Below are 1,026 nucleotides of genomic sequence, written 5' to 3'. Positions count from 1 at the left end.
TCTAAAACTGACGGACATCGTTGACACCTGGGTCTCCGGCGACTACGGAGACCATCTATGTCTACCCCTCACCCTCCGCTCGATCGGGAGGCCAAGCGGCGCTTGGCGATCATCCGGCACGTCGAGGAGGTCAGCGGCAACGTCGCGCTGACGTGTCGGTACTACGGGATCAGCCGGCAGGCGTACTACATCTGGTACCGGCGCTACCAGGCCGAAGGCGTCGACGGGCTGCGCAGCCGGTCCAAGCGGCCCAAGACCAGCCCCAACGCTACCCACGTCGAGGTCGTCGGGAAGATCATCTACCTGCGGGAGAACTACCACTTCGGCCCCGAGAAGATCGCGATGTACCTCAAGCGGTACCACGACGTCGCCATCAGCCATTCCGGTGTCTGGCGGATCCTCAAGCGCCTGGACATGAGCCGGCTCCCGGCCTCGCAGCGCTACAAGCGTCACGACAAGCGGTGGAAGCGGTACGAGAAGCAGCTGCCCGGCCACCGGGTTCAGATCGACGTGAAGTTCATCGAGCCCATCACCGCGGCCGGCGGCCGCCGCGGCGGGCGCAACAAGTACTACCAGTTCACCGCGATCGACGACTGCACCCGCCTGCGAGTGCTGCGCATCTACCCGCAGCTCAACCAGAAGACCGCGATCCAGTTCGTGGACTACGTGCTGCAGCGACTGCCGTTCCAGGTGCAGGTCATCCAGACTGACAACGGCGCCGAGTTCCAGTCGGCGTTCCACTGGCACGTGCTGGACAAAGGCATCGCCCACGCCTACATCAAGCCCCGAACGCCGCGGCTCAACGGCAAGGTGGAGAGATCCCACCGCATCGACGCCGAGGAGTTCTACCGGATGCTCGATGGGGTGGTCATCGACGACGCCCAGGTCTTCAACGACAAGCTCCGAGAGTGGGAGGACTACTACAACTACCATCGCCCGCACGGCGGCCTCGGCGGGCAGACCCCCTACGAACGCCTCAAGCAGAAGACCACGACCCAGGCGTAAACGATCACCGTCGGTCGCACA

The 1,026-nt window shown here is 64.1% G+C and carries 1 protein-coding gene; it reads left to right on the top strand.

Annotated features, from left to right (window positions below; all coding sequences use genetic code 11):
- Nucleotides 1-57: 57 nt before the first annotated feature.
- Entirely contained in the window at nucleotides 58-1,005 is a 948-nt protein-coding gene (locus ACIBBA_RS33570) for an IS481 family transposase (RefSeq protein ID WP_396702914.1), read from the top strand.
- Nucleotides 1,006-1,026 lie beyond the last annotated feature (21 nt).

This window comes from Micromonospora sp. NPDC051006 (assembly GCF_044456245.1).
Taxonomy (GTDB): Bacteria; Actinomycetota; Actinomycetes; order Mycobacteriales; family Micromonosporaceae; genus Micromonospora.
Note: the sequence above shows the minus strand (reverse complement) of the source record. Positions and strands in the feature narration are given on the sequence as shown.

Bases quoted from the DNA above. Each gene is read 5' to 3' on its own strand.
- ACIBBA_RS33570 (WP_396702914.1), top strand. From the start codon at position 58: ATGTCTACCCCTCACCCTCCGCTCGATCGGGAGGCCAAGCGGCGCTTG.